Below are 24,145 nucleotides of genomic sequence, written 5' to 3'. Positions count from 1 at the left end.
TTTTCTTTTGCGGCGGCCCGGGAGGATGGCGTGCTCAGGGCCCCGGCACCATCTTCTTCTGGCGTGCCTTGAACCCATTGAACAGCGGCGCGATCAGCGGGTTGTAACTCAGGCGGATGCGCTTGCGCAGCCAGTTGGCCGGGCGGTTGCGGATCGCAAAACGATAGATGCGTTCCGGGTCGCCACCGATCACGTTGCGGCCGAACGGGTGGGTAGTGTGCAGGTAGCGGAAGCCCTGCTCGCGCGCCACTTCGATGTGATCCTGGTCGAAATCACCGTACGGCCAGCACAAGGTATCGGACACGTCGCCAAGCTTGTCCTGCAGGACTTCGCGCGAGATCGCCAGATCCCGGCTCAGGCCCGCGCGGCGCTGCGCACGGTCCAGATCGTCACGGCGCAGCCAGCGGGTGTGGGTATGGGTGTGGCAATGCACTTCGAAGGTGCCGGCGGCGATGGCTGCACGTGCTTCGCTCCAGCGCATCATCACATCGTCACTGCGGTCCTGCTCGTAGATCGCCGCTTCGCAGCCGCGATGGTCCGGCGTCGACGGCAGCGTCGCTCCGGCAATGCCGGCATGCGGACGTTCCGGGCCTTCGCCCATCCAGCCGGTGACCACGAACACCACGGCATGCATGCCGTACTTCTGCAGGATCGGATGGGCATACACCCAGTTGTCCAGGTAGCCATCGTCGAAGGTGATGACGATCGACTTGCGCGGCACCGGCTTGCCGGCCAGGAAGCCGGCGTACTGGTCCAGCGTCAGTGAGGTCCAGCCATTGCCTGCCAGCCACGCGATCTGGCTTTCGAAGTTTTCCGGCGACACGGTGATCATGCCCGGCGAAGGGCTGACATGGTGGTGCATCAGCACCGGAACGGTTCGCGCATCAGCCATGTCCCAGCTCCTTCAGCCACTGGTGGTAGTAGTGTTCGGTGGCTTCACCGTGGCCGTCCGGCGTGAAGCGGTGTGCGCCGTGCATCCAGTCCCAGCCAGCGCGGCCCATCTGCCGCCGCCGTTCCGGGTCGTCCACCAGCAGGCGCAAGGCACCTGTCAGGGCGGCATTGTCTCCCAAACGGGTGAGGATCGCATTGCTGCCATCGACCACCATCTCCGGCACGCCACCCACCCGCGTGGCTACGATCGGTACGCCCACATAAGCCGCTTCCAGGAACACGGTGCCGGCCGCTTCCTTGTGCGAGGCCAGCGCGAAGATGTCGAAGCCGGCCATCAGCCGGCAGGCTCCATCGCGGTAGCCGAGCAGGTGCACCTGGCGCTGCAGGCCGTGCTCGGCGCACATCGCCTGCAGTCGTTCCGTCACGGCCTGGCCATCACCGACGATCACCAGGTGCAGGTCCGGGTTGGCCTTGCACAGCGGGATCATCGCCTGCAGCAGGTCGGCATGGCCCTTGGGCTCGCGCAGTACCGCCACGCAGCCGACCACGATGTCCTGTTCGCCGAAACCGAGCTCGGCACGCACCTGCGCGCGCGCGTCCTGCAGGCACTGCCAGGGATCGGCCTTGCGGATCTCGCTCGAGCGCGGCGGAACCGCAATCGGCGGCACGATGCCGATGCGCTCGGCCGGAATGCCACGGTCGGCCAGCAGTTGCTTGACGAAACTGCTGACGGTCAAAACCCGGTGCGGAAGCCCGGTATAGGTCAGCAGCGAATTGACCGGGCTCATCAGGTGGCGCGAGCGCACCACCAGCGGCGTGCCGCCCAGGCGTGCACCGGCGGCGGCGATCAGCGCATCGCGGCGGCTGGTGGTGTTGACCACGTCGTAGCGTTCGCGGCGCACCAGTCGCGATACCGACCACACGCCGCGCAGCAGGCGCGCCAGGCCTCCCATGCGCAGCGTATGCACGGTGAAACCGTCGTCGCGTGCCAGTGTGGCCAGGCGCGCATCGGGCTGGCACAGCAACGACACTTCATGGCCACGCGCGCGCATCACCTGCATGTGCCGGAAGATGTAGATCTCCTGCCCGCCCATTCCCTTGGCGGCTTCGGTATGCAGGATGCGCAGCGGACGGTTCATGCAGGATCGGTCCTTGAAGTTCAGCGGTTGCGGAAGCGGGTCAGCGCTTCCCATGCGGAGCGGATGGCGGCGGCGTCCGGCGCCTGCTGCGGCAGCGGACGGTAGTGCCGGTCGAGCGCGGTGGCGTTGCCGAACTTGTCGAACACGTAGATGGCATCGCCATGGCGTACCGCGCGCTGCGACCAGCTCTCCACCACCAGCGCACGTTCGCTGGTGGTGGGCGCGGCCAGCAGGTCCTGGCCAGTACTGAAGTCGCTCAGTGCGTTCTCGCAGCCCAGTGCGTGGCGCATCAACGTCGGCACCCAGTCCTCATGCGAACTGGTGCGCATCTCATGGCCGCTGGCCTGGCCTGGCCAGTGCAGCACGAACGGCACCTGCAGCTGGTAGTCGGAGAAGTTGCCGTTGTGGCCCCAGTAGTTCAGCTTGAGGTCGTTGAACTCTTCGGCATGGTCACCGGTGACCAGCACGATGGTGTTCTCGGCCAGGCCTTGTGCGCGAAGGTCGTCCAGCAGCGAGCCGATCAGGCTGTCGGCGTAGTGCACGGCGGTGCGGTAGCGGTTGAGCTCCGGCGTCGGGTCGTGGTCCGGGCCGAAGGACAGGAAGTCGATCTCCTTGGCCATCGGCGTGGCCACCGGCGGGTAGCTGGCGGGCAGGTGGTAGCCGGCGTGGGTGGAGTCGAGGAACACGAAGCCGAACCACGGGTGCTGCGCGGCCTGGCTGGTGCGGATGTCGCTCTGCAGCGCGGTGACGATGGCTGCGTCACGCTTGTCGGGTGTCAGGGCGGAGGGGCCCTGGTGCAGCTGGTCGCGTACGTCGGCGAAGGCGGTGCGGTCGAACTCCGGGCTGTACAGCGGCGCGCTGCCGTACAGGTGCAGGTCGTAGCCCTGCTGGCCCAGCACCTGGAACAGCTGCGAGCCGCGCTGTTCGTCCAGCATGCTCTGCCAGTAGCCGCCGGGCAGGCCGTAGAGCAGGCCGAACAGGCCGTAGCGGGTGGCGTTGCCGGTGCTGAAATGCTGGTCGTACACGCGCGAAGCCTGTGCCAGTGCCGTCGTATTGGGCATCAGCTGCGGCGTCATGGCGTCCTGGCGCAGCGACTCCAGCACCACCATCAGCACATTCGGCCGATGTGGGTTCTGGCAGCGCAGGGGCTGCAGCGGATACAGCAGCTGCGCATGGCGCGGGTCAGGCAGGCCAGCCTGCTGTTCGCTGACAACGCCCAGTTTGCGCATGAAGCTCTTGGCGGTGATCGGCTGCGCCCAGGGCAGGTAGTTCCACTGCGCGATGACGTCACGGTCGCCGCGTGTAACGGCGCGCGATAAATCGCCCGCCATAGGTGAGATAAACGGTGGGGCGCCAATGTTGCGCCCACCGGAATGAAATTGCACGGGACGTAACCCGTCCCGTGCGCCTCTGCCAACCTACCAGGTCGTGAAGATCAGCTCCCTCCGCTGGACCGCCTGCCGGCCAATCGTGTAGCGGATCGGTACCACCCGGTCCCTGAACTGCCCGAACACCTTCCGCATGGCCGGGTGATCGTTGATGGTCAGAATGGCCGCGCCGCGCAGACTCGCCATCTGGCTGGCCAGCTCCTCGTACTGCTCCATGCCGAAGGGCGTTCCATATCCCTCGGTCTCCCAATACGGGGGGTCGAGGAAGAACAGGGTATCGGCTCCGTCGTACTTGGCCATGCACTGCTGCCAGGCCAGGTGCTCTATGGTCACCTTGTGCAGCCGCAGGTGCGCCGCGCTCAGATCCTCTTCGATCCGCAACAGGTTCAGGCCTTTGCCACCCCGACCGAAGCCTGGCGTCTGGCCTGTGGCCTTTCCGCCCCAAGCCAGGCGCTGTAGGTAGTAGAAGCGTGCAGCCCGTTGGATGTCCGTGAGGGTGTCAGGATGCTGGAGTTGGCACCACCGGAACATTTCCCGGCTCGTCAGCGCCCATTTGAACTGGCGGACGAACTCCTCCAGGTGGTTGGCCACCACCCGGTAGAGACGCACCAGCTCGCCGTGGCAGTCGTTGAGCACCTCAGCCCTGGCTGGCTCTCTGGCGAACAGAAGAGCGGCGCCGCCGGCGAAGGCCTCGACATAGGTCCGGTGAGGGGTATCGGCTACCAGGGGCAGCAGGTGGGGCAGCAGGCGGGTCTTGCCGCCTGGCCAAGGGAACAGCGTGGTCGTCTTCATTCTCAGCCTCTGCGATGAGCATCGGCGAGGCTTACCTCCCCCGCGCGGGGAGCAGGGCCTCGGCCAAAAGCACGCGGGCTGTACGCGTGTGTTGCGGTGCCAGGCCGACAGTTGCAGCTGTCGGCCTGGCGCCCTGTTCTAGAGCTGCAGGAAGTCGCTCAGGGCCGAAGCGATCGCTTCGGCTCCGGTCGAGTTGGGGTGGACGTTGTCGAACACCAGGCCGCGATCGCTCTGCCGGGCCCAGCTGCGGCCCAGCGCCACCCGCAGATCGAGGAAGTGCCAGTTGTAGTCCGCCGCGATGTTGCGCAGCGCGGCCGCCTTGGCGTCGTATCCGTAGATCCCACCCAAGGCCCTGCCATCGTTGGGGACGAAACCGACGCACAGACAGCCATCAGAGGTCGCCGAGGCCGCCTTCACCACCGCCTCCAGATTCGCGTACCACATGCCTGGGTCAGTGCCGGCGGTGGTGTCGTTGATCGTGCATATCACCACGGTGAAGTCAGGCCGCAGGGCCGACAGCATCGGCCGGTGATTCCAGGGCTGACTGGCGACGATCAGGTCCGCAGACTTGGCCGCGCAGTAACCGCCCACCAACGCCACCGGGCTGGCGCTGCCATCGAAGGTCTCGATACCACAGACGAAGGCGTCGCCGCCGCTACCGACGCCGACCTCGATGTAGTGGGTGCCGGCGGACACCGTGTAGTCCTTCGACACCAGCGACGCAGCCGCGTCCTGTGACACGGTATCGACCAAGCTCCCGTCGACGTAGATGCCCACCGCCGTGTTCAGGCCGGAAAGGGTCGGATACCACACCCGGAAGCTGGAGAACGCGCCTGCAGGCGTGAACCGCAACTTTCCCGTGCTGCCGCCGGCCGCCTTCAGGTGGCGCCCGCCGAAAATCTGGGAGACGGTGGAGTCCGGTGCCCAGCCCGTGCCCAAGGTGATGCGCGGGTCGTAGCTGGCCAGCCCGGTATTGGCCAGGGTGACGTTCTGCTCGCCGAAGAAGCTGTCGGTGCGGATGCTCTTCTTCACCAAGAAGCGCCGCGCCAGGCTGGACGCAGCCGCATCAGCCAGACCATCAGCGCCCGTGCCAGAGCCCTGCCCGGCGACATTGGAATCGCCCACGATGGCCAGGCGCGCCGGATTGGTCGCGCCGCGTGCCTTGGCGGCCACCCACTTGGCTGTGCTGCCGACGCGGGTGGCCTGGCTCGCACCCGCATCGCCAAGTGCGGCTAGCAGCTGCCCCACGGTCAGGCTGATGTCGTTGCCAGCTGGTACCGAACCCCCGCCAACGGCAGCACCGCCCTCGGGCGCCGTGCCGGGAATGATCACGCTGCTGGCCAGGGTCTGCAGCTGCGGCTTTGAGCTGAATCGAGCCATCGTTCTTATCCTTGGTAGGCAATGCCGGCCTGGTCGACGTAGGTGTCGCCGGCCTCATCGGTGTATTCGCTCGTCGGGTCGAGCGATTCGAAGTAGAAGCCCGTGAAGAGCCCAGGGCCGCCCTGGCTGCCACGGAAATAGTTGACGCCGACCCGGCCGGCGGCCTGATGGGTGCTGTCCGACCGGGTCAGGACAACGGTGCCGTCCAAGCGGCGGACGGTCAGCGTCGAACCGATCAGCTCGACCTCCAGCCACACCACCACTTCGCTTTCCGTGATGCCTGGCACCTCGACGAACTGCAGCTGCTGGAAAGACCCTGAGGCCGCGTTGGAACCCCGCCCAAACTCGACGCCAAACGAGGTGGCGCTGCGACGACCGACGCCCAGGATGTAGGCGTAGGTGTCGTTGGTGACCTGCCAGCTGGTGGTGCGCAGGAGGAGACCCACGTTGTCCGTGCGCACGCCGGTACCGGCCGGGATCACGAATCCGACCAGGGCACGGCAATCCTTGGCCGCCGGCACACTCTCAAAGCGCGCCCTTGAGGCCGTGCCGGTACTGCCGCACTGCAGGTTCAAGCGCCCTGCCTGCACCGACAGGTCAGACCCGGCCGGCCCGAACAGCGTCATCTGGGCGGTGTTGTCGATCTCTGCCCACAGCTGTCCCCGATCGAAGACGTGCAGCCGCGAACGGCGCTCCACGGAGCCCAGCGCATCGGTGGCGGTAATCACCACATTGAAGGCGGTCACGATGGGGTTCCTCCCAGGGTCGAGTCACTGCCGGTCTGATCCACATCCAACGTGACGCCTGGCGGCAGGCCGGTGGCCGACCAGGTCACCGGGCTGGCCTCGGTGCCCCGCTTGAAGTGCAGGCTGTACGGGCCGTAGGCCCGACCACGAACCAGCGCGATCGGCAGTGCCGGCATCTCCAACAGCCGCGCGGGGAAGTCCGAGGGCTTGACCGGCGGCGTGAATGGCTCCCAGTACACGGCCGCGCCTGCATGCACCTCCACACCGGCAAAACCCGCCATCAGCCGCTCGGCGGTCAGGGTCGTGTTGCTGGCCAGCGCCAATGCCGTCTGGCTGAGGTTGACCGCTGCTGCAGGCAAGGTGCTCTCATCGACCAGGCGGCCATCCTTGAAGATACGGGCCACGCCGCCGCGCCTGGAGATCGCCAGGTGCGACCAGGCACTGTTCGGCAGTCGGTTCTCTGCCAGCGCTAGAACCGCATCATTGAAGAGGCGCACGTAGTTGCCGCCCGTGAACACGTCCAGGCCCACCTGCATCGGGTTGGTCAGCTGCTCGCGGCGCAGGTAGAGGCCGCCATTGGTCGTGTTCGGGCCGATCTGGAACAGGCGCGCGTAGGTGTCGCTTGGGGCCGCATCAGGGCGTATCCACATGGCCACGCTGAAGTCGGCCGTTCCCAGACTGGCCTCCAGCTCCTGCCGCAATCCGGTGCCATTGAAACGCACCGAGGCACCGCCGGCGTATGGTGACTGCGTAGGGTCCAGCACCGGCAGGTTGGAGGAGCCGACCGCCACCGTGCGACCACCTGCCTCCTGGTAGCCGGTCTGCATCGGGAAGCTGCTGCGCATGGTCGACAGCGCAATCTCGGTCTCGGCAAAGCCCACATTGCCCGACGCATCCTGACCCTTGACCCGGATCGGGTAGTAACCCGGCGCGCCACCCAGCGGAATCCCTTCGATCCGACCTGCGGTGGTGTTCAGGCTCATCCCCGCAGGCAGCACGCCCTGATCGATCGACCACTCCACGCCCTCAGCCTCCGTGGTGAACACCAGAGAGGCGGTGGAGTTGTTGGCACCACGCCAGGCGCTGATGCTGAAATCCAGTTGATAGACACGACGGAACAGCAGCTCTACCGACTGCCAGCTATCCAATCCGTCGCGCCGGGAGCTGAGCAGCACGCGGTTGCGCTCGACCAACTGGCCGGCCGGCACAGTGAACGAGGCACCCACCAGGTCCGGGTAGGAGACAACCAGGGCGCCGGAAGCGGCGTCATACACGGTCACGGTGTACGTGGTGCCTGGCTCAGGCCCAATGCTGGCCATGCCGGTATCCACCAGCTGGTCCGCCTGCGCCACGCGATCGCGATGGGCCCAGCTCAAAACAGCGTCACCGACGACGTCCTCTGGGTACAGCTCGCCGTTAATATGCACGTCCGCCGGCGGATACGGCCGGGCCTGGCGATCCTCCATCTCGACCACCAGATCCTGCGCGTCGGCCAGGTCCGTCAGCGCCGACGCGCCACGGGTGAGCAGCTTGGCGTGGACGGTGTCACCGCCGACGTACTCGGTGGTGTCGGTCGCAAAGTCGGTGAGGAACAGCACGCGGGCGCCCGGCGCGTGCAGATGAGGCACCGTGTCGGCGCAGGCACGGCCCAGCGTGAGGGTCATCGCAGCCGCGTCAATGGCATCCACGCGGCAAATCTCCGCGCCAACCAGGGCGATATCGCCCACGGCCACCGAGCCCAGATCCAGCGGATCGGTCAGGGTGAAGCTCTCGGTGCGATAGCCGGCTTCTTCGACCAAGGCAGCACTTGCGCACCAGTCACCCCGGCCGCGATAGCTGTACTCCGCCCCGCCAGCCTGAGCCATCAGGCGGAAGTACTGCCCCACCGTTGGTGGCGCTGAGGCTGCCAGCAGGAAAGAGACGTCACTGCTGAGCTGTGCCAGGTCGGCCGCACTGAGCTGCGAGACCAGCACGACGTAGGGCACCTCCATCGCCACCTGGTGCGGCGAAACGGTCGGCGCCGTCGACGGCGGCTTCCCGCCTGGCTCAGTTCCGACATAGACCGAATTGGGCTGGCTGTAGACGTCCTCACTGCAGCTGAAGGTGATGGCGCCGGACTTCAGGGTGCCGCCACGCTTCTCGCCCATCAGACACACCATGTCGGCGATGCCCCGCTTGGGCGCCTGCAGGCGGAAGTAGCTGCCCGGTGACCACGTGCGGGCCACGGGCGTGGTGGTCAGGTCGAACTTGCGCAGCGAGGTGGCCTTGGCGCGCAGATTGCGGGCGCCGATCTTCAGGGCCAGATCCACGTTGGCGACCTCGCCGGAGCGGTCCTCCTTCTCCGAGACCACACTGCCAAAGGCCTGGATCGCGCCCAGCGACTGCAGCGCGGGGGTGGTGCCGATCGCGTTCTCGACAGGGTCGAAGTACTTCACGAACAGCTGGTTGCAGGCGTTGTCCATCGTGGCGGGCTCTTCGGCCCAATCCAGGACGTCGTCGTCGGTCAGCACCGGAAGCTCGTCCAGAACGTACTTCCCGCGCGGCACGTTCAGGCGATACCGACCATCCATGCCCTGCACGAGCACGGCCCCTGCAGCGTCACAGATCCGTTGCTGGTACTGCTCGATGGACTCCTTATCTGGATCATAGATCGGGCACAGGCCCATTCCCTCTTCGAAGAAGACATCCGCGGCTGCGCGGAAGCTGGCATCGTCGATCACCGAGATGGGTTCGGCCCCCATGCTTTCGTGGGTAATGCTGTCGTACAGGATGTGGGCGGCATTCATCCCGACCAGCGGCACCTTGGCATCCAGGCTCTCCACTCGCGCCGTCAGCCACTGGCTGGGCGCATCCTGCAGGCCATCGATCGTCAGCGCCTGCAGCCTGACGGTCGCATTGCTGGCCACTTCGACGTTCAATGGCGCGCCGTCGAGGATCAGGCGCGAAGACTCAAAATTGGGGGTGTAGTTCAGGTGGTACGTCGCCGGCGGATTGCTGATCTCCAGGCGATACACGTTGTGATTGGGCAGGATGCTTCCCGAACCCGTGCCGCCCTTGATGAAGCTGGGCGAGCCTGGCATCGGGAAGCCACCGCTGTAGTACTTGGTCTCGACCGAGCCACTGATCCGCAAGCCGACCTGGAAGATCGTTGCGCCGGTGCCATTGAGGGTGAAGCGGTCCTCGCTATCCCCAGGCACTGTGCAGTACGTGCCCTGCATATCGACGCAGGGCAGGCTCCAGGACACGGAGCGGAAGCCGGAAACGACCTCGCTGGCATCCTTGTCGAGCAGGATCTTCACCTTCTCCGGATACCAGCACACGCCATCCTGCCAGCCTTCCTTGATCCGGCGCAGGACGAAGCTGGGCGACTTCGGATAGGGGGTGAAGGCCGACCACCTTCCGCCCTTGAACAGGACAGTGACCAGCCCACGATAGGCGCCGTGCGCAGCACCGAGATTCGGCGGAAGCCAGGGATTGAGCTGCTGGTCCTCGCGGCCGAACATGATCTCGGCCTCGCCCTCGATGCCGCCCTGCTCATCCTCACCGCCGAACAGGTTCTCGGCGTGAATCCAGATCGACCCGTTGGACGTGACCACGCCAGCCCATGCCGTTGCATCATCCACGTCCCACTGCACGAACTCATCCACCGGCCCCTGACACAGGCCGAAAAGCAGCTTGAGCTTGTACCAGTAACCAACGGTCTTCTTACCTCCGCCGCCCATCGCTGGCCTCCATTCGCTGAGCGTGCGCAACCAATGCCAGGGCCAGGCCATCACCTGTAGCGACCAGCCTCTCGGCCTCGATACCCTCCTTACGGAACGCATTCCAATCCAACCCATGCGCGGCAAACCAGTCCCTACCGCCACGCGAGCAGAAGCCTGGCTTGTTGCCGAAGCCCGGAATCGTGCGCAAGTGCTCAAGGGTTACGATCATTTCTTGCCGCCTCCCTTGCGGATCTTGTCGGTACCGGCCGACCGCCACGCAAGTACCTGCGGCTCGGAGATCCGCACAGTTCCATAGATGCGCTTCACGGCGGTGCCTTCTTCGGTGGTGGGGATATCGGGCGTCTGCACTTCCGGCTTGGTCTGGTTCGTCCGGGCGAGCAGCGCACTGATCAGCATCGATACGATCATGATGATCAGCTGCACCCACCACACAAAGGCCTGCTGCGGCTCCCGTTGCGGGAAGGGCGAACGGAACTGATTCACCAGTAGCACGAGGCCGCCTAGGGCCAACGCAAGCGCCATGACGCGCCGCGCAAGAGCACCGGACTCCGTGTCATGCCACCAGTACCTGAGACGCCACCCATACACATACAAGAGCCGACGCAGGCCGCGCCGAGGTTGTTGCCGATCAGTGCTCACCATGAGATCCGGTGTCCGTCAAAGGGGTTCTCCACGTTCAACTGCGGCTGGCCGCCATAGTTGGGCGTGTTCTGGAAGTAGCTGCCGCAGTCGGCGAATGTGTGTGCACACCCAGGCGCGACCGTGACCGTCAGACCCGCAGCCAGTTCAGGACCGGGGTAGTTGAGGGTGATGGTGTCGCCGGCGTGCGAGTTGATCGTCCGCGTCTCCGCCAGGCCGTTGCTGCGCGCCCAGACCATGACCCCGCCTTCCAAGCGACCAGCGGGGAACGCGGCAAACGCAGCTGAGCGCAAGGTGGCACCACCCACGGAAGCCAGCACGGCCTCCACAGCGTGATCCGACATCGCTACCCCACACCGATACAGCGCCTTCCAGCAGCCCCGGGTGAACCGGCCCGTATTGCCCCGGAAACCCTTGCGGGAGTTATTACGCTCGCAGGTCAGGGTCAGGGTGGTGTCAGTGAAGCGCGGTGATACCACCTGGCCCGTCCACTCGATCACCGCCTGCAGGTCCGGGTCGTTGCTGTGGACCTTCATGCACACAACGGAAACCCGGCCGCTTGGCGCATAGGGCCGAAAGATACGGCCGAACTCCTGCGTCACCGGCAGCTCGGCAGCGGCCGGATTCAACAGGAACGGCATCTTGATGGTCAGCTTGTTCTGCGATCGCTCGCTGGTTTCATTCACAGCACTGCGCTCGATGCCGGGCGCCGAGCGATAGAGCCTTGCACCATCCCCATTACCGATCATCATGTCGCGCGCGCCGGATGCGAACCGGTACGCGTTGCCCTGCAGGGTGAACAGGAACAGATGGACAGGGCGGGCCAGGAAGCGGCTGGTCTCGAAGGCCTCAAACATGGGGAACCACCGAAGCAAAGCCGAGGGTGCAGGTAGCGACACCATCGGCGTCGGTGGCGTGTCGAATCTCGACCTGGTCGCTGGCGAGCGTGGCCAGGCTCATGATCTGGACGGCCCGAACCCGCGACGCCGAAACGCTGATGTCCAAGGGCGCATCCAGGGTGATCACCTCGACGTCGTTGGAGGCCACCGAGCCAGTAATGCGCCGATGAATGGCGGTGCCGTCCAACAGCTCGATGCGCAGGTCTCGACGCCCAGGCGCCTGCGCACCGAACAGCGCATAGCCCGCCCATTCGATGGGGATCTCGATGGCGCCCACGGCCAGATCGGCGGTGATGCGCAGATCACTGGTGTAGGACGGCAGCCATATAGGCGTGGACCGGCCGCACAGGGTGTACGCCAGAGAGCGCAGCCAGCTGTGCTCTTCACGCCCGAACAGCTTCCATTGTGTGCTTTGCGATCGGAAGGCGAAGTCTGCAAGGGGCACGGTAAGCGGTGCAGCGCTGTCGTTGTCCAATACCTCTCGCAGGCGGGCATAGCTGGCCTTCGGTTGATCAGTCCAGTCTGCCCAACGGTTCAGGACGGGCGTGCCCAGGTAGAGCGGCAGGTCGACCAGGCTGGGCCACTGACAGACGTCAAGCACGTCGAACGTCAGCGAACGGATGCCGGCATTGTCATGCCATAGCGACTCTTCCGCGCTGTCCTGCAGCTGAGCCCTTCGCAAGGGAAACAGCACGGTTCCAGTTGGCCATGTGCCAGCGGTGGCAGCGGCGAGCGAGAGCCCTTCGGCTTCCACCGAGGTCACCGTCACCACTTCCCAGCGGTTGACCGCTCCCCACAGCAAGGCCTGTCCGCCGACGAAGAAATCAAACCCATTGGTTCGGCAGGCAATCTCGACCGATCCTACGGGCAATCTCGCGGGAATGAGCTGCGCATCCGGCCAGATGGGGACGAGCCAACGACCACCGTGGCCAGCGAGCAGCATGTCGACGACCCGGCGCTGCTGGCCCTCACACTTCACAGAGAACTCAAAGGACCGACGCGGATCAGAGCGATACGAACAATGCTGGGAGACACCAGATGCCGATGCCTGCATGTAGTTGGTGGCCCACGACAGCGTTTCTGTGATGGCGTCGGACCAATCAGCCGGTACCGGAAACACGCGTGGGCCGTTGGCGGAGAAAGACATCATTGCCACTCCGACTGGATCGCAGCGCCATTCCGGCTGGCCGTCATTACTACCGCTTGCTCAAACGCTGGATGCGAGGCCAACTTCTGGACCAGCTCATCCTGATCCTGCAGAAGGTAGACACGCATGTTCTTCGGAGTCGGAGTCCCGGCCGGTGCCACCGAGCTGAAGACCGGCGACCGCTGCAGCGAGGGCATCTGGCTGACTAGGCCACCGTCGGCAAAGGCATAAGCACCCCAGCGCCGGACGGCATCCATGCCGATGGCGTTGAACGCGTGCAGGAATGCCAGTGCACCCGGCTGCCGGACCACCTTGGCCCGGGCTACGAATTCACCATTGGAGAGCCAGGCAGGAATGCTGTCACTGGTACCTGTACCTGCACCCCAAACGGGACCACCCTGCGCTCTACCGACGGGAGTAGGCGTACCCACGCTGACGGTGCCGGTGTTGCTGGCCGCACCAGCAATACTACCGACCATGCTGACAACGGCCTTGGCATTGTTGGCAGCAGCCAGTGCGAGGGCGGCTTGCTTGAGCTGAACAGCAGCAGCCACCAGAGCACTCGCGCCGGTGACCAGGCCATTGCCCGCACCTGCCAGCGCCGAAGCGCTGCCGGTGACCGCTGTGGCGCCAGCGGTGACGACACTACCAGCCGAGGACAAGGCGACTGCCGAAGCTTGCGTTGCGGCCGCACCTACAGCCTGCGTACCGACGTCAGCGCTCTTGTCGAACAGCTTGCCAGTCAGGGTGGACGCCAGCTTGGCCGACAGCTCATCGGCCACATACCCAGCCAGGCCACTGGCAATGGATTGGAAGAAGCTGCGCACGATCTCGCCCAAGGTGGCATTGCCATTGGCCAGCGACATGAGGGCATCACGGAATGCGCTCTGGAACGTGGTGCGCACGTTCTGCTGCAGCAGGTTGGTGGTGGCGGCCATCTCCTTGAGCTTGACGGCCATCTGCTCAGCTGCCTGCAGCGCTTCGGGGTTCTTCAATGCCTCGGCGGTGGCGCGCATGCGATCGGGAAGATCGCCCAGGGCGGTCAGCTGCTGCCGGGACAGATCTACCAGCTTCTGGCGCGCCTGCGCTTCGGTGATCAGCCCGGCCTGCAGCTCGATCTGGATGCGCTGCTGAGCCAAGCCCATTTCACCCATCGCGCGGTTGTAGGTCTCCTGCATTTTCTGCAGTTCGGCTGTGAGGCGGACCAGCTCCTTGGCACGGTCGACCTCGGCCACACCGGACTGGTTGCCAGCCTCGACCATCTGCCGGCGTGTGACCTCGAGCTCGCGCAAGCTCTTGGCCTGCTGTGCATCGGGACCGCGCCCTTCAAGGTTGGCAATCTGATCCCGCACCTCCAGCAGCTTCCGATTGGATTCAACCAGAGCGTTCGCAGCATCAAGCTTCTTCGCGCTATCCAGCAGCTCCTGCTTAGTCTTCGACGACGCATTCTGGAAGTTGCCCTCATCGATGGCGGCCTGGACGCGGGACACCTCCGTGGCCTTCTTGCGTGTCTCATCGAGCGTGCCGACCAGCTCGATCTGTTGCTTCAAGCGCTCCAGTTCGCGCTGCGCGGCTGCCTCATCCTTCTGGGCTTCTGACTTGGGACCCTTGGGCTTCTTGGGTAGGCTTTCGGCATAACGTGCTCGAGCCTCCGCCTCCAAGGCCTTGACCGCCTTATCGTCCATGCGGCCGGCTTTACCCAGTGCCCGGATCTTGGCGATTTCCTCTTCAAGCTTCTTCTCCTTGCTCAGATTGCTTAAGCGAAGGCGCTCGAACTCTTCCCTCGCCTTTTCTTCCTCCGGCGTCAGGGGGGCATAGATGCCAGCCATCTGCACCTTCACAGGCGCATTGGTTCCAGAGGCCGCCCGGATGCGCGCAGCCATCTTGCCGGTCAGGTCAGCAAAGGAAGGGAGCCCGAAGTTCTTGGCCAGCGTGCTGCCGACCACACCCATCCCCAACAGATCGGACAGCCGCGGCAGCCTGGCCAGCACACCCCATTCGCCAGCCAGCTGGACCACCGCGTTGGTGAAGTCGCCCAGCGCGCCCCAGGCGCCGCTGACGTCCTTCTTGACATCCCGCCAACCGCGCGCGAGCGCCGGCATCGTCTCATCGCTCTGATCTGCGACCTCATCGAGGCGATCGGAATAGATCTTGATCGCCTCCGCCACTGCCTCCTGCTGGTTGCCCTCTTTGACCAGGGCGCGCACACGCGCGAGCTGGGCTTCTGTCAGGAAGTTCTCCGACTCGGTGAGCGTAAGTAGCCCCTCGACCGGATCCTTCCTCAGAGAGAGGAACTTGGCGACGGTGGTATCGATGGCCTGGCCGGCGGAGGCCTGCATCTTCGCAGCGCTGCGGGCGACGAGCTCGAACTGCTCACCGGTGAAACGACCGGTTTGAGCCACCTTCGTCAGCGCCTCAGCAGCGTTGCCTCGGGAAACCCCTTGAAGACCGGTGAGCTGATCGCGCCGGGCCTGCAGGTTGGCAGTGCTGGTGGCGGCATAGTTGTTGGTGACGATCAACGCCCGCTGGAAAGCCATCTCTTCGTCGGCCGCCCGTTTCCAGGCCAGTACCAGGCCGCCCACTGCCGCGGCCAGTCCGCCGACCACGGCGATGGTGGGGGTAATAGCGCCAACCAGCGCACGCGCGGCCGGCACCACGCCACCAAAGGAATCCTTCAGCTGGCCGCCCTGCTGGACGGCCACCATCCAGATCGGCATGCCGCTGACGATGCTGGTGGTGATATCGGTGATCTGCGCCGGCAGCTGGCGCATGGCCATCTGGTACTGCCCGGCGGAGATAGCGCCCGGCCCGCGGCCGCGATTGTTGATCTCGGCCAGGTTGACGGCGTTGCGCTGGATGTTGATCCCCGCAAGGGCGCGGTTGTACTGCTCGCGGCTGATGCGACCGGCATCCACCGCGCCCTTGAGTTCGCGCTCGTCGCGCTCGAGTTTCTGCAGCTTGGCCGACGCACCGTCGTACCGGCCCATGACGCCTTCCAGGGAGCGTTGACGCTGCTGCTCAGTGCGGCTCAGCGATGCTTCCTGCTTGTCCAGCGTCTTCAGTGCGCTGTTGTAGTCCTCGGTGGTGATCAGCCCGCGGGCCATGACCCGATCAAGCAGAGCCTCGGTGTCAGCCAGCTCGGACATGCTGGCTGCGCCCTGCTGCAGACGAGCATCGAGCTCGGAGATCGAGCGGATCTCATCGGCCACCGTCTTCTGCATGGATGTGCCGGCCGTGCGCACCCGGTCCGCGGCTGAAGCGCTACTGCGGCTGGCCTGGTCCAGCGCGCCGGCCGCCTTGTCGGCACCCTTGGTGACACCCTCCAGACCTGCGCCAGCGGCGGTGCCAGCATCCTTGATCGAGGCCAGCCCCCGCTGCAGCACCGGCAGGCTCTTTTGCGCCTGCTCGATATCCAGGGCGATGCGCATCGCCAGTTCAAGGTTGCGGGTGGCAGCCATTGTTACTTCAGTTCCTTCAGCAAGGTGGTCGCCGGATCACCCCCGGCATAGGCAGCGTTGGTGTCGGTAATGCGCTCCCGCCGTGCTCGCCGTTGTTGGGCTTGGACATGCTCCCAAGCGAGCAGGATCTGGCGCTGCGTCATCCGGCCGATGTCGGCAAAGCAGCGCCCGTAGCCGGCACAGATCAGGTCGGTGAAGACGCGTCCGTAGCCGACTGGTTCACCCTTTTGCCGACGGCGTTGCGCAGCAGCCGGCGCAGCAAAAAATTTCCGTTGGCCTGCCACCACAACAGCAGCATTTGCTCGCCATCGGTTTCATTGAGCGTTTCCAGCCAGGCTTCCTGCGCCCGCACTTCGGCGGCGGTATCCGTACCCTCGCCCGGCGGAGGGGCGATAGCACAGGCCAGCAGGTGGCGGAACACATCCGGATGCGAGAGCAGTACATCGGTCACCTCCAGCATCGAAGGCGGATCGCGCCCCTCAAACAGCGGCTGCAGGTCGGCCAGCAGCGGAGCCGCTGCCGGCAGGATCCGCGCCCCTTCGAAGAAGCCGTACTCGCGCACGATCACCGTCTTGCCGTCGACCTGGCCCTGCTGCTGCGCAGCCAGGATGTCCAGTTCGCCGGCGACTGCCTCCGAATCCAGCGAGCCGGGTTCGGACGGCGGTTGGTCCTGATTGCCGATTCGCGTGGCCATCAGACGGCATCCACCAGCAGGACGCGGGCGTACAGACCGAAGCGCGGATCGGACTGGCGGACCGGATCGATCTTGGCCTCGCCATTGAGCACGATCTCACCGAAGCTGTCGTTGATCAGCGCCAGAGATTCAGCCGCCGGGAACGAAATGCGGTTCACGTCGGCGCGGACGCGCTGAGTGGTACCGTCGACACTGTTGACCGCGTCGAACAGCGCGTAGTACTCGGACTTGCTGCTCTCGAACACCTTGACCACGCTGTGGGCAGCGTACTCGTAGGTCTTAGCGACCACCGCGGCCTTGGCGGTCAGGAAGGTGATGATGCCGGTGGCCGGGTTGAAGGTGTAGTCGGTGTCGGCCACCAGCGGTGCTGCCGGCGTACCACCCTCCAGCACCAGCGCGCTGATCGCAGCGTACTCCAACGCGACCACGTCGCCGGGCTTGACGGCACCGATGGCCTCGTTGGCGACCGAGCCCGAAGCCAAATCTAGAAGCGTGCCATCGGTGGCCAGGGCCAGATTGTCGGTGTTGATCTGACCCAGCGTCAGCCTCACACCCAGGTTGCGCTCGGTGGTCATGGTAGCGGCGACGCCGCGCACACCCGACCAGCTCTCCTTCTTGGTTTCACGGGTGCTGGACATGGCCAGCTCCAGGACGCTGCTGTCATACACCCAGCGCGCCGGCGCGCGGCTGCCATCGGCATTGCGCAGGCCCAGATACACGCGGCCCTGGAACGAGAAATATTCGGTCTTGGACATGGCTTACTTCGCCTCCTGGGCGATGGCAGGAGTCGCCTGGCCGTTGGCCTTGCGCGACGGATTGGGGGAAGAATCGGCGTCGGGAGCGTCGATGAAGCCGCGCTCAACCGCCCAGGGCACCAGGTCGGCAGGAAGCTCCACCGTTTCGCCTTCCGCAATGGGCTTGCTCGCAAGCGTCAGGCCCGCCTTCTTGATCGTGTGCTTCTGAGTGGTCTGGGTAGTCATCGCGGAATCCCGGGTTGAAGAACGGCTTGGGTCTTCCATACGTCGACCCACAGGGCGGTGGCAGCGTCGTAGTCCTCGAGGTTGCCCTCGATGAGCTGGCAGGCACGGCCACCAGGAATGGGCGGTGTCCAGCCCAGCAGCGGCTGACGAACCTTGCCCAGCAGCAGGCGCAGCTCATCGATCACCTGCGCCCCGCGCTGCTCGCGGTAGTTGCGGCAGACGGTCACCACCGCGAAGTTCACTTCGACCAACTGCGCCAGGCGCGCCTGCTGGCCGGGGATCGAAACGCCGGTTTTGGTCTCCAGCGGCATCTCCCGGGCCAGCAGCACGTAGCAGCACGGCGCGGGGAAGTCGCGCAGCGCTGTAACGGCGGCGTAGTCGGCGCTGCCCTGGACCTGACGCAGATCCTTGTCGCTGACGCCCTGTCGGATGCGATCGCGCACCAAGCCAGTGTCGAAGGGCTGGGTGCTCACCGACCGTAGTCCTGCAGGGTTCGATGGCTGAACTCTCGCGGTGGTGCACAGACCTCCGGTGCACCACCGCTGGGCGCAGGCAGCGGGTCATCGGCGCCAAGGCTGAACTTGCCGTCGCGCACCAGCTCCAGAAAGCGCAGCGCTTCCTTGTAATCGCGTACCACCGGATCGGTGCGTTCCTCGGTGTTGACCCGGTCCTTGTGCAGCAGGTAGCGCGCAATCCACCGGGCCCAGGTGGACACGATGCCCGGTACCGGCGCCGGCAGCGGTACCGGATAGGGCTTGGGCTTGCGCATGACCAGGTAGCCATTGATCACGCCATCGGCATCGTCCAGGGCGCGCTGCACATGTGCCGCAGCCTGATCGGCGATCGCCACATCGGCTGGATCGAACGCACTGCGATCGCTGCCGAGCAGCGTGGCGTCCATCAGCGCATCGTCCACAATCGGATAGCGCTCCGGGGTGGCCACCTGCGCCAGTTCCTGGGCGAGCTTGGCCGCCGACAGCAGTGCGAGCGTGCAGTAGGACATGGCGGCCAGTTACTCCGACCCTTCCGGGTCTGCAGGTTCGTCACCGAGTACGCCCGCATCCTGGTAGGCCTGAGCCTCTTCCCAGGTCATCTCTATCCAAGCCGGCGGCTTGACGACCACGCCCTCGTGCTTGAACGGGCTGAGTACTTCAAAGCATGCAGACAGCCAGAGACCATCAGATACCAGTGCATTGGGCGAATCGCCCCCACCGGCGGCAACCCCAATGGAGGTGTCGGCTTCCGGCGACGGAGCACCCGCGTCGATGGCGTCCTGGTCCGCTGCCGGATGGTTGGCCTGCGATTGGTCGACGGCAGCACCATCGGCTGCAGAGACAATCGACGCGGCGGACTGCAGCTCGCTCTGGCCTTGCTCCGGTACCGAGTCATCCGCCGCCGGCGGCGCGTCCACAGTCTTGTCTTCCGCCACGACTGGCACGTCGGCCGGCTGGTCGTCCTGGACGGTCTTGGGTGCGCTGGGCGGCGCAGTGCGGGGCTTGGCCACGACGAGTTCTCCGAATAGGTGTGGTGCCGTGCTCTCCGGCTGTCACGCATGGTTCTGCTGTGCTCCGCACGGCCAGGCCCGCGTTTGCCTGGTGCTGCCGCTCGCTGGGTTGTACGGGTAAGGCGGCAACTGCGCCGACTATCCTTCGCCGGCGCCGGTCATCAGTTGCCTGCGCCGCTGATCAGATAGCCGGCGGCCATGCCTGCCAGGACCGGGGTGGCATCGTTGCTGACCCCGTAGATCCAGCTCTTGGCACTGTTGTCCCAGTAGGGAACTTCGACCAGGGGCATGCCTTCGATGCGATAGCCATAGCCGTAGCTGGGCTCCTCGACGTTGGCGTTCACGTCAGCGCCAGGGCTGACGTAGGCCAGAACAGCCGAAGTACCCCAGACATCACCGAATGCGCCATTGTCATCGGCCACCACACCGCCGCCGACGACGATGTTGTCGATCTCGAAAACCTGCTTGAGCAGATCCAAGGTGACCTTGCGAATGCCGGTGCTGGCCGAGCGATCAATCAGCTTTGGATGCTGCTTGAGCTGCTTGAACGCCTTGGCAGACAACAGCATGGTGTTGGGATACAGACCGATGCTGTCACGCACAGCTTCCTTGCCGGTTTCGACGTCCTGCGCGGGGTTCGAAGCAGCGTTGGACCACACGTTGTTGCCAGCCAGCGCGACTTTGTGGTCGTTGTCGTAGTTGGCTGCATTGGTGGCGATCTTGGCGCTGTCCACCTCGTACTCCAGCAGCAGCGAGCGCAGCACGATGTTCACGGCCCGGGTGCTCAGGTTGATCCCCGGCACCTGGCTTGCATCTCGCATATGTTCACGCGGCACCGGCGCTTCCAGTGCGCTCGGGACGATGGCGTACGGCTTGCCCTCATAGCCGAAGCGGATGCGCTTGGTATTGGCACCGGGGGCACGCTTGGCGTTGTAGATCTTGAAGGACTCCTTGCCGAACTCGATCACCTGGCCGCCATAGGCGGCGACGTCGGCGAAGGGGAACAGCGCGGTGGCCACGAGCTGCGCCTGGCGGTAGCCACGGGCGTGTTCGGAAAGGATCGGGTCAACGACGCGAACCTGGCCGGGGGTCATTTGTCCAGACATGTAAATCTCCTACGGCACTAGCCGGTCAGTTCGGGATGAGGATCACTTCGAGGACATCGCCATCGGCGGTGGCCGTGGCGCCAGGCGCCGCACGGGCAACGACCTTGCCGGCGTCGGCGGTGATGGCCTTGCCATCGGCACCCACCTGGAGGGCGGCGCCGGCAGCGATTGCGCCACCTGCGGTCACTTGCGTGGTGCCCAAGACGTCGACCGGCGCCAACTGCCCGACGGCGGCATCCGAGCGCGCAACCCCGCAGGCGTTGCCGCCGGCAGCGGCGACTTCACCGGTCGGCGAGACGAAGCGGTTGTGGGTGAGGGCTGCCGCGGCCAGCACGGACAGCGTGAGCAGAGCGATGTTCTGGGACATGGTGGGCTCCTGGATGGGAAGGTCAGCCGCCGACCGCGGCGACTGCAGCCGCCCAGGACGTGCCGGGGTGCTGCTGCTGGTAGGCCTTGGCCTGGTTGAACAGATCCGCGCGGCCGGCATCGACATGCGTGCCCGGGGGCGCGGCGAAGTTCGCCGCTGCGTTGGGTGCGTCGCCACCGGACTTCTCGCAGAAGTCCACTGCCTTGGGCAGGCTGGTCAGCAGCTCGCGCAGGACCGACTCAGCTGGCTTGGACACCGTCGTTTCGCCCTCAGCGAAGTTCAGCGGTTCCTTGCCATTCGGCTGGGCCAGCAGCAGCTCCACCACGGCCGGCTGCTGACGGGGCAGCAACTTGCCTTCCTTCACCAGGCCTTCGGCGAACGCCACCGCATCTTCGCGTCGGGCGGACTGCTCACGGGCGGCGAGGGCCTTCTCGCGAGCGTCCAGGGTGGAAGCCTGCTGGTCGAGCTGCTGCTGACGCTGGGCGTGCTCCGGGGTGTTCTGCTGGGACATGGGGTCGATTTCCGATTTGACCTGTTCACGAGTGGGAGGCGTTGCCGGGATGGGCGCTGGCGCGCCGATGGCGCTGCGCGGGAACTGGGTGAGCAATGGCGATGCAAAGAGGGCTGAGTTGCGCGCTTCGTCGTCATCGCGTGTGCTGCTCTCGATCCCACGGATCTGCCAGTCGGGAATGACCTGGTCGGCCGTCTCAAGGCCTTGGGTGTCGATCAGCCAGTCGCGGAAGCGGCGGAACAGATCCGTCAGCGTCCAGCTCAGCGGGGCCAGCGACATGGCAAAGCAGGCGGCGTCATCACCCTCGGCGAACGAGGCCGACTTGAGCCCCTTCACTGCAGGCGGCTGCGCGCCCAGGAAGCCGATGTGGCGCAGGTAGTACTTGCCCGGCGTCGGGTTGCCCGGCGAATCGGGCATGAAGATCGAAGCGCTGATCTTCTTGAAGCGCCCGTTGTTGACCAGCTCTGCAAAGGCAGGATCAACATTGTGCGGCTCGGCGACGAGGAGGCCGTCCTTGGCCTGAAGGGTTTTGCCCCAGCCATAGGCCGGATCGTCGGTCTTGGGATGGCCCACCACGATGGGCGCTTCATGCAGTGTCGGATCGTAGCTATCGGCGATCTGCTGCACATCCGCTTCGCTGAAGGTCAGCGTGCGGCCGTCTTCGGCAACGTGCGTGCCGGCTTTGAAGATCTGCAGGGTGGCGGGCTGGTTCATGCCGCCAGTTTTCCCGCACCGCTGTCTCATGTATTGGGACCGCGGTCCGCAAGAAATGATCACTCTTGCGACATTGCAGGAAGCTGCAGTTAAGACCCCGCGCGCTATTGGCCGCGAACACGCCAGAGAGGCGTGTCAGACACCAAGCAGTCCCCGATGACGTCCGAGTGTGGCGGCCCCGGCATGGAGGCGCGCACAGCGCCTCCTACGCGATGATCACTCGAAGGCGCCGCTCACGTGATCTTGGGCGATATCCAGCAACTCCCTCTCATCCTCGCGACTGACACCAAGCCACGGACGAGCAGCGATGGTGTTCGTGTACGAGGGCATTGTGACCGAGCGCTTGTAGCGCGCGTTCCTACGACTGGCTTTGACGAACCGGCTGCCGCCCTTACCCGTCTTCAGGTGGATGTTGGCCGGACGCGCGCCGCGTTGGATGGTGCCGCCGAATTGGTGGATGGCGCCATAGGGTGCATTGGTACCGACCAGGACGGCATCGTTCCCGTCCGTTTGCCATGAAGCCATGTCACCGAGCATGTGGAAATCGAACTTCAGAATCGGCACGCCGGGGCGCTTCTTCTGTTTCCAGCGTTTGTAGCTGGGCTCAAGCGCGCGCCATCGACGTCCAGTCGGGTCCCGCTCCTTTGCGGCCCGCTCGCGCGTGGACCTCAGCAGGTACTCGCCCCAGTCCTTCAAGATCAGTTGGCGCGCCTCGCCCTCCAGCTGCCGCAGCGCATCGGCCAGACCAGGTGTTGCCGAATCAAGGGTGACTTCAAACTGCGCCATCAGATCTCTCCCTGCAGCAGCTGCAGCGTGCCATCGGCAACGCCGCGCTGGAGTTCGGCGGGCATCAGCATCTGCAGCTGGGACTGCACCGTGCTGACGCCCGTTTCCGAGATGGCCACATCGACCACCATGAAGGCAGGACGCCCCACCGCCAGCACATAGCGCAAGCGGCCTGCGGCAGCGTCCAGCAGGATGGCCACCGCATCGAGAAGGCGGATGGGCAGCTCGGCTGCGGCGATGGCCACCGCGCCAGGTCGAGTGATGGGGAGCTGGTCGGCCAACACGGCAAAGGCCGCCGTCGCTGGGCGAACGGCGGCACGCTGCAGCTGCGAAACCAGTCCGGGCGACAGTGCTCCGGCCAGGTAGCGGGCAGCGTGGGCAGCATCGCCATCAATGCTGGTCAGCCAGCTGGCATAGCCGGCCTGCAGCGCATCCCTGGCGCGCGGCCGCGCCAAGGCCTGAGCAGCGCTGGCAGCCGCTGGCGCCGCCGGCAACCGTGCTCCCGTCTCCAGGGCGTTCTGCAGAGCGGAGGTCAGTTGCCCAGTCAATGACGGCGGGGTGACCGGACCGCCACGCCCACCGGGCCAGTGATCGGCCGTTGCGCCGGGTGCGTAGCCGAACCCAGGATCGACGCCTGCCGGCGTCAGCACAGTGCGCGGCCCACCAGGACTGCGCTGCCCGATGGTCACCGACTGCATCACGATCTCGGGGGCCGTGTCAGGACCATCCTTGCCCAACCGGCGCAGGTCGCGCTCGTTGAGCGCATCGACATAGCACTGGCAGCCCCAGCCGTTGGCTGGATAGTGGTAGCGCCACCACGGATCGTCGTGGCGCAGCACCAGGCCATTCCACGACACGTGCAGCGGCCGAGGGTGCTCGACGGCGTCGTTGTGGTTGTAGCGCCAGAACGGCCGCACCTTGATCAGCTGCTGCAGTTGGGCCCAGCGTCCGGCGTTGTAACTCTGGCGCAGGTTGGTCTCGTAGATCACCCGCGAGCGCCAGTTCCGACCGCCGTTGTAATCCCAACCATGCGTGGCCACGATCCGGTCGAAGTCCTCCCGGAACTGCTGAAGAGTCCGCCCCTCAGCAATGACCCGATCGATGGATTGCCGGAAGTCCGCCAGCAGAGCGTCACGGTTGGCACCGGCCACCATGAAGCTGGAGTCGTGCTCCGACTCCCAAACGTCCAGGTAGCTCTCGGTGAGCACGTTCTTCTTGCGACGGAAGAACTCGATCTGCTCCCGGAACGGAAGTTGAGCGTAGGCAACCCCGGCCATTG

21 protein-coding genes and 1 pseudogene are annotated in these 24,145 nt (G+C 65.3%); all 22 read right to left on the bottom strand.

Going from position 1 to position 24,145, the window contains the following annotated elements:
* Nucleotides 1–34: 34 nt before the first annotated feature.
* The 22 genes and pseudogenes from ACZK2R_RS16245 to ACZK2R_RS16140 all read right to left on the bottom strand — a co-directional run bounded on the left by ACZK2R_RS16245 (nt 35) and on the right by ACZK2R_RS16140 (nt 24,143).
* Complete coding sequence (locus ACZK2R_RS16245; RefSeq protein ID WP_032128254.1) at nt 35–892, bottom strand: polysaccharide deacetylase family protein; 858 nt, start codon at nt 890–892, stop codon at nt 35–37.
* On the bottom strand, nt 885–2,030 hold the full coding sequence (locus ACZK2R_RS16240) for a glycosyltransferase family 4 protein (RefSeq protein ID WP_478487420.1): 1,146 nt from the start codon (nt 2,028–2,030) through the stop codon (nt 885–887). The genes ACZK2R_RS16245 and ACZK2R_RS16240 overlap by 8 nt, the downstream gene beginning before the upstream one ends.
* 20 nt (nt 2,031–2,050) lie before the next feature.
* Nucleotides 2,051–3,331, bottom strand: a pseudogene (locus tag ACZK2R_RS16235) (sulfatase-like hydrolase/transferase); the annotation flags it as partial.
* Between the two features lie 117 nt (nt 3,332–3,448).
* Entirely contained in the window at nt 3,449–4,210 is a 762-nt protein-coding gene (locus ACZK2R_RS16230) for a DNA adenine methylase (protein WP_164084055.1), read from the bottom strand.
* Nucleotides 4,211–4,348: 138 nt separating this feature from the next.
* Nucleotides 4,349–5,542 (bottom strand): SGNH/GDSL hydrolase family protein, encoded by a 1,194-nt coding sequence (locus ACZK2R_RS16225; RefSeq protein ID WP_478487418.1) that lies wholly within the window; start codon nt 5,540–5,542, stop codon nt 4,349–4,351.
* Nucleotides 5,543–5,595: 53 nt separating this feature from the next.
* Nucleotides 5,596–6,336 carry a hypothetical protein gene (locus ACZK2R_RS16220; protein WP_057503929.1) on the bottom strand — a complete coding sequence of 247 codons (741 nt, stop codon included), beginning with the start codon at nt 6,334–6,336 and terminating at the stop codon, nt 5,596–5,598.
* A complete protein-coding gene (locus ACZK2R_RS16215) occupies nt 6,333–10,058 on the bottom strand; it encodes a LamG-like jellyroll fold domain-containing protein (RefSeq protein WP_478487416.1) in 3,726 nt (1,241 codons plus the stop codon). The genes ACZK2R_RS16220 and ACZK2R_RS16215 overlap by 4 nt, the downstream gene beginning before the upstream one ends.
* Before the next feature lie 207 nt (nt 10,059–10,265).
* On the bottom strand, nt 10,266–10,544 hold the full coding sequence (locus ACZK2R_RS16210; RefSeq protein ID WP_139042348.1) for a hypothetical protein: 279 nt from the start codon (nt 10,542–10,544) through the stop codon (nt 10,266–10,268).
* Nucleotides 10,545–10,696: 152 nt separating this feature from the next.
* Nucleotides 10,697–11,557, bottom strand: coding sequence for a phage BR0599 family protein (locus tag ACZK2R_RS16205; RefSeq protein ID WP_164084051.1), 861 nt, complete (start codon nt 11,555–11,557; stop codon nt 10,697–10,699).
* Nucleotides 11,550–12,746 carry a hypothetical protein gene (locus tag ACZK2R_RS16200; RefSeq protein ID WP_164084050.1) on the bottom strand — a complete coding sequence of 399 codons (1,197 nt, stop codon included), beginning with the start codon at nt 12,744–12,746 and terminating at the stop codon, nt 11,550–11,552. Before ACZK2R_RS16200 ends, ACZK2R_RS16205 begins: the two co-directional genes overlap by 8 nt.
* A complete protein-coding gene (locus tag ACZK2R_RS16195) occupies nt 12,746–16,204 on the bottom strand; it encodes a phage tail length tape measure family protein (protein ID WP_164084049.1) in 3,459 nt (1,152 codons plus the stop codon). Before ACZK2R_RS16195 ends, ACZK2R_RS16200 begins: the two co-directional genes overlap by 1 nt.
* A 184-nt stretch (nt 16,205–16,388) precedes the next feature.
* Nucleotides 16,389–16,898 (bottom strand): DUF6631 family protein, encoded by a 510-nt coding sequence (locus tag ACZK2R_RS16190; protein ID WP_164084048.1) that lies wholly within the window; start codon nt 16,896–16,898, stop codon nt 16,389–16,391.
* Nucleotides 16,898–17,653, bottom strand: a complete 756-nt coding sequence (locus ACZK2R_RS16185) for a phage tail tube protein (protein WP_164084047.1) — start codon at nt 17,651–17,653, stop codon at nt 16,898–16,900. The genes ACZK2R_RS16190 and ACZK2R_RS16185 overlap by 1 nt, the downstream gene beginning before the upstream one ends.
* A 3-nt stretch (nt 17,654–17,656) precedes the next feature.
* On the bottom strand, nt 17,657–17,878 hold the full coding sequence (locus ACZK2R_RS16180; protein WP_049403053.1) for a hypothetical protein: 222 nt from the start codon (nt 17,876–17,878) through the stop codon (nt 17,657–17,659).
* Nucleotides 17,875–18,351, bottom strand: coding sequence for a phage tail terminator protein (locus ACZK2R_RS16175; protein ID WP_478487413.1), 477 nt, complete (start codon nt 18,349–18,351; stop codon nt 17,875–17,877). Before ACZK2R_RS16175 ends, ACZK2R_RS16180 begins: the two co-directional genes overlap by 4 nt.
* Nucleotides 18,348–18,881, bottom strand: coding sequence for a gp436 family protein (locus tag ACZK2R_RS16170; RefSeq protein WP_049440524.1), 534 nt, complete (start codon nt 18,879–18,881; stop codon nt 18,348–18,350). The genes ACZK2R_RS16175 and ACZK2R_RS16170 overlap by 4 nt, the downstream gene beginning before the upstream one ends.
* Before the next feature lie 9 nt (nt 18,882–18,890).
* The gene (locus ACZK2R_RS16165) at nt 18,891–19,382 is read right to left on the bottom strand and encodes a flagellar biosynthesis protein FlhF (RefSeq protein ID WP_049440526.1); all 492 of its coding nucleotides are present in this window, start codon (nt 19,380–19,382) and stop codon (nt 18,891–18,893) included.
* 161 nt (nt 19,383–19,543) lie between these two features.
* On the bottom strand, nt 19,544–20,488 hold the full coding sequence (locus ACZK2R_RS16160; protein WP_024957619.1) for a major capsid protein: 945 nt from the start codon (nt 20,486–20,488) through the stop codon (nt 19,544–19,546).
* A 25-nt stretch (nt 20,489–20,513) separates the two neighbouring features.
* Entirely contained in the window at nt 20,514–20,855 is a 342-nt protein-coding gene (locus ACZK2R_RS16155) for a capsid cement protein (RefSeq protein WP_024957618.1), read from the bottom strand.
* Between the two features lie 22 nt (nt 20,856–20,877).
* Nucleotides 20,878–22,080 (bottom strand): hypothetical protein, encoded by a 1,203-nt coding sequence (locus tag ACZK2R_RS16150; RefSeq protein ID WP_478487412.1) that lies wholly within the window; start codon nt 22,078–22,080, stop codon nt 20,878–20,880.
* A gap of 216 nt (nt 22,081–22,296) precedes the next feature.
* Nucleotides 22,297–22,866 carry a phage virion morphogenesis protein gene (locus ACZK2R_RS16145; protein ID WP_478487410.1) on the bottom strand — a complete coding sequence of 190 codons (570 nt, stop codon included), beginning with the start codon at nt 22,864–22,866 and terminating at the stop codon, nt 22,297–22,299.
* Nucleotides 22,866–24,143, bottom strand: a complete 1,278-nt coding sequence (locus tag ACZK2R_RS16140; RefSeq protein WP_049450996.1) for a phage head morphogenesis protein — start codon at nt 24,141–24,143, stop codon at nt 22,866–22,868. Before ACZK2R_RS16140 ends, ACZK2R_RS16145 begins: the two co-directional genes overlap by 1 nt.
* Nucleotides 24,144–24,145 lie beyond the last annotated feature (2 nt).

It is taken from the genome of Stenotrophomonas sp. 96582_Sma (genome assembly GCF_056480905.1).
This window is presented reverse-complemented; position numbering and strand designations above follow the sequence as displayed.